Below are 7801 nucleotides of genomic sequence, written 5' to 3'. Positions count from 1 at the left end.
GGGCATCGTGGAAATCGGTCCGAATGATACCCTTGGTGCGCCCCGCAACCTCGACGTCATAAAGCCAGCCCGCTTCGCCAGAAATTACCCGGTTTTTGCGGGTCTCCAGCTGTCAAATGCACCCGGAACGGGTAGCCATTTGACACTGCTGGCTCCTGACCAGAATCCCATGGAGACTAAGGTAACTTGCCTTTATGCAAGGAGCGGAAAAATAAATTCTTAACTATGAATATTTAGAATGCTTCGGACGAATATTTCTTGTTCTGAATTATAGATTTTAGACATGGTCTCCTTAATGTGTCATGTCAGTCATATACTTTCGCAGCTTACACCCTGCATAACCGACGCGGACAAATTCAATTTAGCTTTGTTATTTTTTAACAAGAAAAATATGAAGCGTATCTACAGTGCTTAACATTCATATCGTAATTGATCTGCGTTATTCAATGATGCCACTTGCAGACGTGTTTTTCTGTAACAGGCTACAAAAATTGCTTTCATAATTCTAAACAATTATCAGCACCGAACCAAATCTTAGCCTGTTCCAATGTTTTAGGGGAAGGTTGACTATAGTATACAGCCAAAATTTCTTTTGCACGCGTGCAGCACACATAGAAAAGCTTTTGAGTTCGCTTTAAAACAGTCTCGCTGCCTGTCCCCTCAAATAAATACTTGAAGTTGTATTTGTTCCAATTTCCAGAATCCATTACAACCAGTACGCGATCGAACTCGCGGCCTTTAATTTTGTGTTGTGTGGAATATATTGTGCGTCCCTCGAGATATTCGTAGAGAGACTGAAATGATGAATATGGAATATTTTTCAATCTATCAAAAAGATATGTTTTCGTTGCTCGGAAGTTTGTGTACTGGTCGTCTATCTTACAAAGACCATGCACATCTGCATATTCGATGATGTCATAGACTGGGCAGTCTGCCATTCTACTGATCGTTTCAATCTGCTCTTTTAACCTCTGTTTGTCAGAAACTTGGGTCAGTTTGAATTCAGTCTTGCGCAGGAATTCATTGTATCGTCCCTGTTGATAGAGATGAACTATTTCTTGAATCTTAAAGACGTGCTTTACAAACTCACAGCGCTTAGATCCCTTACGGGTGATATCATCTTCACTCTGTTTTTTATCATCGATCAACAAATCCTTATCGACAAACATTCTCCTGAACTCGAGAAAATTGCGTTTTCTTGCATCGGTAAGCAAATATGGATTAGCGTCAATAAAGAGCTGCATGCCGTCTGTTGGAGACACTGCCTTAAGTGCTTTACCCACTTTTCCAGCTTGCACAGCATCGATGACTTCACCGAAAGTGAGCCCGTCATATTTATGAAGATCATCGTGTTTTTTGATAAACTCGACGATCCGGTCCCTAAAGCTTAGTACACCGTCTTTATCGTAAATCGCCATTAAATCGCTAAAACCAGCGTTAGGCGCAATTAAGTTGTGAGTCAGGTTTAATTCCTTTGTCTCAAGGACATCGGAAAAATTCCAATTCAAATGATTATGGACCTCATTGATGGTTTTACCTGGTGCGGTGGTGTAATAAAAGCGGACAATGCCTTCCTTTATTCTTCCGTCAACCATGTTGGGGGCGTTTCTATCCTCAGATGCGCGTTGTATTATGCCATCATCGCGCAGCTTATTAGCAAGTTCAAACACGAGACGCGGATTGCGTCGGTTTTGTTCCTTCTTAACTTCAAAGACTTCTTTCTTTACGACACTATTTCGAATATCTCCAATGCCTTCGTCATAAATCGCCTGCATGGAGTCGCCGAAAAAGCCGCATACTCCTTTTTTTGTGCTTTGCGAGAGAAAGCCGATTAAAATCTCGATAACTTCTGGTGCCGTGTCTTGGTATTCATCCACTAAAATGTAGGGGAAGCGATCACGTACAATATCTCGTAGTTTGGGATACTTTTCAAAAATAGCATAAGAAACTGTAATGATCTCATCATGAGAGATGATTCCTTCGCTTAGTATCTTATATTCTTTATATTGAATAGTTTTACCGTCGAACATGTTGGGCATCACAGTAGTGCTGCCAGGCTTGATCAGCGGCGTCTCTCCACTGAGCAGATCGAATATGACGCTTTTGAGCTCAACTTGGAATGACCCTATAATGTTCCATAGAAAATCGTGGATCGTGCTAACAGACAAGCGGTCATTCGTTACACGAGATTCGATCTCATGCACGGCAGTGTTCGTATAGGTTATGCAAGCTACGGTGCCTGCTGGATCAGTTCGCAGCAACTCGCCTATAACTTGCACCAAAGAGTAAGTCTTACCGCTCCCCGCTCCGCCACTTAGCAGGAAATTCCTACCTGCTCTGGCGTGCTCAAGGATTGCCTTGACCTCTGGCTCGATCTCTATCCCTGCTTGATCCATTCTAAGCCCTCCTCAAGGTAGCGTGGAGTTTTCCAATTATTGAACTCGAAATCGAAATTCTTCTCACGTCCATCGGAGCGTGCAATGGAGACGCGTTTAGTCGTGCTGTTGAGAAGTACTTCGATTGCAAAAGACGGTTTCTTGGTTATACCGAGTTCCGCCATATCATATGAAGAGCAGTTATTATTAAGATATTCGCGAAGATACTTAGGGGTAAGGCTTGGAAAACCGATTTTTTTAATACCATCAATGGGAGTGCTAGCGTCCGCTATGAACTCCCGATTAATGTGAAAAAAAGCATCCTCAAAACTACGAGCATGATAATTATAACCGGTTTGGTTTGGTTCGTTCACTTGGTAAACGCACATCACTCGCCCTTCACCATGAGGACCCCATTTTCCAGTCTCAGGATCCTTTATAACGGTCTTTTGGGAAGTGGTGAGAGCTATAAAGTAAGCAATGTCCGCGCCGACGCCGTGATAGAATTGCAAAGCATAATTGCTTGTATGTGTACTGCCTTCGACAGCATGAGCGGGTTTTGATTTTTTTGGAGTTCCTTTCTGTGTGAGCACTACATTTCCGTCTTTGTCTAAGACATCAATTTCGATTGCTGAGTCGATATCAGTGATAATCAACGTCTTGATGCCAATAAAATCGAGGAAAATTTCATAGATATGAGAATGTGCACCGACTTCAATTACGGAAATATTTTGTGAGAGGAGAGCCAGAGGAGCCTGCTCACTGGCCTTCCACGCCTCAGCATCGTCTTTTAGGTCTTTTTTGCGCATCATCGCCGGCAGGAGAATACGTTCGGTATCTCCTTCAACTAAGATTGCCTTATCCGCAAAGAATAATTGTGACCGGCTTAGCGTAAGATATTGTTTTAAAAATTTATAATGCCCGGGGAACCCGGTCTCTTCATAGAGCGTCTTCAGGTCTCTGAGATTGCGCGACTTCGTATAACCATCGATTTTTCGAAAATATTTAATATCGTCGAAATCGGACTCCGCTACAATATGTGACGAGTGTGTGGATATTACGGTCTGAAGAGGCCTCAAGACCCCTAAGCTGTTTTGTACCCATTTACCGACGAGACACTTAATATTCTTAATAAAAATCGCCTGCATTTGGGGATGCGTATGGGCTTCAGGTTCCTCAATGAATAGAAGGTTAATATCAGCAGGCTTTGGGTGAGCACCACGCTTGTACTCGTTCAGAAGAATTTTAATCTCAAAAATAATGCTAATAAGGTTGAGATACCCTAGTCCATTGTAGCCTTCAGGGAGGACATGAAGCTCAGCGCCTTGACCATATTTGACCGTAGTATTCTCAATCAACATGTCGCTTTGCTTAAGGGATGATACGATCTTCAGTTGAGTGTCACCCTCTCTAATGCCGCCGAACCGCCTGACATCTTCCGTAACTTCTTTAAAGAGGCTATCGTAAACTTCGTTTAGCTGGCAATCTGCTTTCGTGAGGGCATCCGTGAAAGCTTCGACAATATCTTCGTCTTCCGTGTTGGGCGACATTGCCTCATAAATCTTTGACGACATGAACGAGAGGCCTCGCTCTGTGTCCCTGTTCGATACCGAACGGCGAGCATTGATCCGTTTAAACGAAATGATATCATCGATACGAACATTTTCCTTGATGAGATCAACAAAATCAGCTTCGATCACTTTGGAGCTCACATGATCAAAACGGACACTGCGGCGGCCTAGTTTGAAATGATGCCGGAACTCGTCTCGCAGGTATTCAAGCGTCTCTTTCGGCGTCTTGCCTTCTCGAATTTTCTTGTCACGATATGCTTTGTAATCCCTCTTTAGGGAAGCAAGATTTTCATATGGCAAGTGATAGAGGAAATCCATTACGATCCAACGGTTGGCAGGATCAAGATCCATGATGACTTTATTGCCAACATTCGCGAGATTATCGTTTTCGTCATATTTAATAAACAGCCGCATCGATATTCCACAAGTTGGGAATGGTTCAGATGGCATCAATTCATCATCTAAAATTACGACCAAATATTTCTGAAAATCTATATTGAAGTCATCAAATTCGAAGCGGACACTAGAACTTCCATTAAAAAAACGCTCCATAACCAAGAGCAAAGAAGTCTTTCCTGAGTTATTTTTCCCAACGATTATGGAGAGATAACTCTCTAATTCGACCTCAAGGTCTTTCAGGGATCTAAAATTTTTTACTCTAATTTTTTCAATATGCATAAGAAAATATCCTTAAAATTTTAAGGAGATATTTTACCTTCTAGAGTTTTTTGTAAATAGCTGGAGTGAAGTGCATGGCTTCCATGCAACTTAACGAGACGAGTGTCCGCTTCTCTAATTATTATCAACCGATAGCGGACAGTCGACTTCTCCCCTCTACGCCGTCATAGGTTACGTCTTAAACAGAGTGTCGGATACCTAACGGATTCAACGGTCTGTGCGAGATTTTCCGTCGTAATGCCAGAGAGATAAGTTGTGGCCCCTTGGCTTTTATGGCTGGCTTCATGACCCAGCAGGGCATCAATCCAAAGTTCTCTTAGGTCTCCGGTCTTATTGCGCAAACGAGTGGACACCGTATGCCGAAAGCTATGGAAGGTAATAGCAGCAGGAAGACCAATCGTTGTTTTGAACTTGGAGAAGTTCCGGCCAAAGTCTGTCCCACGTGAGCCGCTTTTGGGTGTTTTCAGTTCCGAAAAAAAGAATTTCTCACCGTCTTTCTTGAACTCCAGAATGCCCCACTCCAGCAAGGCGCTGTGGATGGGCACATTGCGGGTGCCCGCTTCTGTTTTCGGTGTCCATTTGTCTTCGGGATGAGGGCGCGGATAAGGAAACACGGGATACCGTCGACCTTCTGAATATCCTCATTCCGCAGGTTACAGATTTCTCCTAGCCTCATACCGCTATAGGCGGCGACCAGTGTGATCCCGGCAAAAGTGGCCTGTGAGATGGTGCTGCATGTCCAGGCTGACGACGAAAGCAGAGCGAGTTCATCGTCGGTCCATGCCCTGCGCGGATTCCGTTTGGTCAGGTCAAAGTCCCAATTGCTCCACGGGTTCTTTTCGGCAATCTCGCGGCGGATAAGCTGGTTCCATAAGGCTGAGAGCCGCATGAAGTGGTTCTTGACGCTCTTGCCACTGAGTGTTGGGAGGTCAAATTCCTGCGCCCGCTCGACCTCTGCGTTTAAATCCATGTCCTGCTTGCTCTTGGCGTAGGAAGAGGGGAGGGAGAAGAGCAGGTCTCGAAATTCCCCGGCAATCCGACCAGTAATCTCTTGAACGGGTTTATCGCCAAAAGCCTGAACAAATAGCGCCACGGTACGGGCTGTCTCTTTCTTGGTAGCGTCACTCTTCTGGCTGTCTGCCAACAAGCCAAGGTTAAGGGCTTCCGTCAGGCGAGGAGAGGTCGGGGCGGTCGGAGTAGGGGAAGGGGATGCCAACTGGTGGGACGGAGGCACTGCACCGGGAGCCTGTGACAAAGCTGGGCCTGTCTGAAACAGTTTGACCAGTGTGTCATGCAACCGTTCGATTTCTTCGGTCTTGCTGGCAAGAGTGGCCTTGTCCTGCATTTTGCCGCTTATCATGTCCTGACGCAGCGTGATAATATGCTGATTCAGCCGTTCCAAAGCGTCTGTGGAGTAAGTCAGGAAGGCTCTGGTCTTGAGCAGGTCTTCATAACGGGTCATGCTGGCTGTGTAACGCTCAATCTTGAGCTGTTCTGCGGCATTCCGTTCGGTGGTCTCGATGACCTCTTCCTGTCTTTTGATGATGTCTTCATACAGCGCCAGAAGATCGTCCTTGGTGATGGGCTTGTTCTGGGCTGGGTCAGTCATGGTGCGGGCCGTCCTGAAAAGCGCGCTGGTCCGGGCATGGAGGGCCATGGCCGAGAGGCGGGCTTCTGATTTATTCCCCGTTTTGAGGGAAATCCAGAATTCAGTTTTGCCGAAGAGGGGCCGCAAGGCAACGGGGACGGCGCGCCGGAAATGGTAGTGGGTGCCTACGAGAGCCAGCATTGAGAACTTCTCCAGTTTGGAGAAGGACTATGGAGAAGCGGGTTTACACTTCACTGCTTTCAGTGTTTCTCAATGAAATCAATATGTTAAGGTATGCGAACTGCGGGACTCGAACCCGCTCGCTTTGGTCGCGACCAACAAAGCAACCCATTGAAACAAGACGATAATTTCAGAGGAAATCATCCTTCATATGATGACTGCGGGTTCACTCTGCGGGCAAATCCGTGGGGCAGTCAAGAGAGTGGCGCAGAGTTTAATCCTGCGGACTGCTTATAGGTGTTTCGTTGTTGAATAGCACCAACAGCCTTTGTTATGTAATACGAATTGTATTACGGAGATGTGTCATGGAAACAGTTGTTGTGCGGAAACAGGGAAATTCTATTGGAATTACTCTTCCTGCTGAAACACGTATTCGGCTGGGTCTGGAAGTTGGGCAGGAACTCACGCTTGTTGAGATGGCCGATGGCATCAAGCTGGTGAAGCGTAATTTGAAGTTGGAACGTCAGATGCAAATGGCGCGTGAGACGCTTCGAGAGCAGACTGATGTGCTTCAGGAGTTGGCTAAGCGGTAATGACTGAGAAACCAGAGTTTCTTGAACCTGATGTCGTGCTGTTCATGCATGACCAGGCACTCAGGGAATATGGCGGAACACAAGGCGTCAAAAGCGAAGACTTGTTGCATAGCGCATTAGCGCGGCCAGAAAATCGTTGGCATTATGCCCAGAGTGAAGCGCCGGATATGGCTACTCTGGCGGCTGCCTATGCTTATGGTATAGCCCGTAACCATCCTTTTAATGACGCGAACAAACGGACAGCTTGGAGTTGTTGCGTGCTGTTTCTGAGAGTGAATGGGGTGCGTATTCAGGTCCATGCATCAGAGGCGGTAGAGGTCATGGTGACACTTGCTTCAGGCGGTATGGAAGAGGAGGCATTTGCTGTCTGGCTACGGCAGCATTTCGTTTTTCAGTAACATTTCTCTCTGCACGTTGGGGTGCAATATTTAGGATAGCCAGCAGTGCTCAATGGCTACCCATTGAGAAGCAGGCAAGGGGGAATGCTTCCCCCGTTGACCCCCTTGGTTATTTTAAAATTCGGCTGCTTTGGAGCGGCTAAACGATGCTTTCAGCCGTTCATTAAACTGCGTGTGACGGCTACTGTCCACCCATGTTGGTCTAAGCCATTGATTCTAGCAGGTTGGGCTCTGCCGTAATGACGAATGATGGCGGCAGCGAGTCTGATACCTTGGCTATGGGCGGAATTTCGGTCTGCCCTGTTGAAGGCAGGAGTTCCAGAGTGCGGGACGTGTAACTCACGTTCTGGGTGGCATATACAGAAAAAGCGGCGAATAATTTAGCTCCGTTGTCCGCCTAGGTCCCGGTCAAACAGGC

7 protein-coding genes are annotated in these 7801 nt (G+C 46.1%); 3 read left to right on the top strand and 4 right to left on the bottom strand.

The genetic code is table 11. From position 1 onward, the window contains the following. The coding region (locus GVI59_RS18855; protein WP_206752371.1) for a hypothetical protein at positions 1–223 on the top strand (223 nt) is incomplete at its 5' end. A 274-nt stretch (positions 224–497) separates the two neighbouring features. On the opposite strand, the gene GVI59_RS12415 is transcribed toward GVI59_RS18855, so the two are convergent. The 4 genes from GVI59_RS12415 to GVI59_RS12400 form a co-directional block, all read right to left on the bottom strand. Then, on the bottom strand, positions 498–2396 hold the full coding sequence (locus tag GVI59_RS12415; RefSeq protein WP_173574524.1) for a UvrD-helicase domain-containing protein: 1899 nt from the start codon (positions 2394–2396) through the stop codon (positions 498–500). Beyond that, positions 2378–4624 (bottom strand): ATP-dependent nuclease, encoded by a 2247-nt coding sequence (locus GVI59_RS12410; protein WP_173574523.1) that lies wholly within the window; start codon positions 4622–4624, stop codon positions 2378–2380. The genes GVI59_RS12415 and GVI59_RS12410 overlap by 19 nt, the downstream gene beginning before the upstream one ends. Positions 4625–4788: 164 nt before the next feature. Then, positions 4789–5169: a tyrosine-type recombinase/integrase gene (locus tag GVI59_RS12405; protein ID WP_338422098.1), complete on the bottom strand. Its 381-nt coding sequence runs from the start codon at positions 5167–5169 to the stop codon at positions 4789–4791. Then, entirely contained in the window at positions 5088–6413 is a 1326-nt protein-coding gene (locus GVI59_RS12400; protein ID WP_242013078.1) for a DUF6538 domain-containing protein, read from the bottom strand. The genes GVI59_RS12405 and GVI59_RS12400 overlap by 82 nt, the downstream gene beginning before the upstream one ends. Positions 6414–6757: 344 nt before the next feature. Here GVI59_RS12400 and GVI59_RS12395 point away from each other — a divergent pair, with 344 nt between their 5' ends. Then, the gene (locus GVI59_RS12395; RefSeq protein ID WP_173574522.1) at positions 6758–6985 is read left to right on the top strand and encodes an AbrB/MazE/SpoVT family DNA-binding domain-containing protein; all 228 of its coding nucleotides are present in this window, start codon (positions 6758–6760) and stop codon (positions 6983–6985) included. Then, positions 6985–7383, top strand: a complete 399-nt coding sequence (locus tag GVI59_RS12390; protein WP_173574521.1) for a type II toxin-antitoxin system death-on-curing family toxin — start codon at positions 6985–6987, stop codon at positions 7381–7383. The genes GVI59_RS12395 and GVI59_RS12390 overlap by 1 nt, the downstream gene beginning before the upstream one ends. Positions 7384–7801: the final 418 nt, after the last annotated feature.

The sequence above is a fragment of the Acetobacter sicerae genome, from assembly GCF_011516765.1.
GTDB lineage: Bacteria > Pseudomonadota > Alphaproteobacteria > Acetobacterales > Acetobacteraceae > Acetobacter > Acetobacter sicerae.
This window is presented reverse-complemented; position numbering and strand designations above follow the sequence as displayed.

Bases quoted from the DNA above. Each gene is read 5' to 3' on its own strand.
- GVI59_RS12415 (WP_173574524.1), bottom strand. From the start codon at position 2,396: ATGGATCAAGCAGGGATAGAGATCGAGCCAGAGGTCAAGGCAATCCTT.
- GVI59_RS12410 (WP_173574523.1), bottom strand. From the start codon at position 4,624: ATGCATATTGAAAAAATTAGAGTAAAAAATTTTAGATCCCTGAAAGAC.
- GVI59_RS12400 (WP_242013078.1), bottom strand. From the start codon at position 6,413: ATGCTGGCTCTCGTAGGCACCCACTACCATTTCCGGCGCGCCGTCCCC.
- GVI59_RS12395 (WP_173574522.1), top strand. From the start codon at position 6,758: ATGGAAACAGTTGTTGTGCGGAAACAGGGAAATTCTATTGGAATTACT.
- GVI59_RS12390 (WP_173574521.1), top strand. From the start codon at position 6,985: ATGACTGAGAAACCAGAGTTTCTTGAACCTGATGTCGTGCTGTTCATG.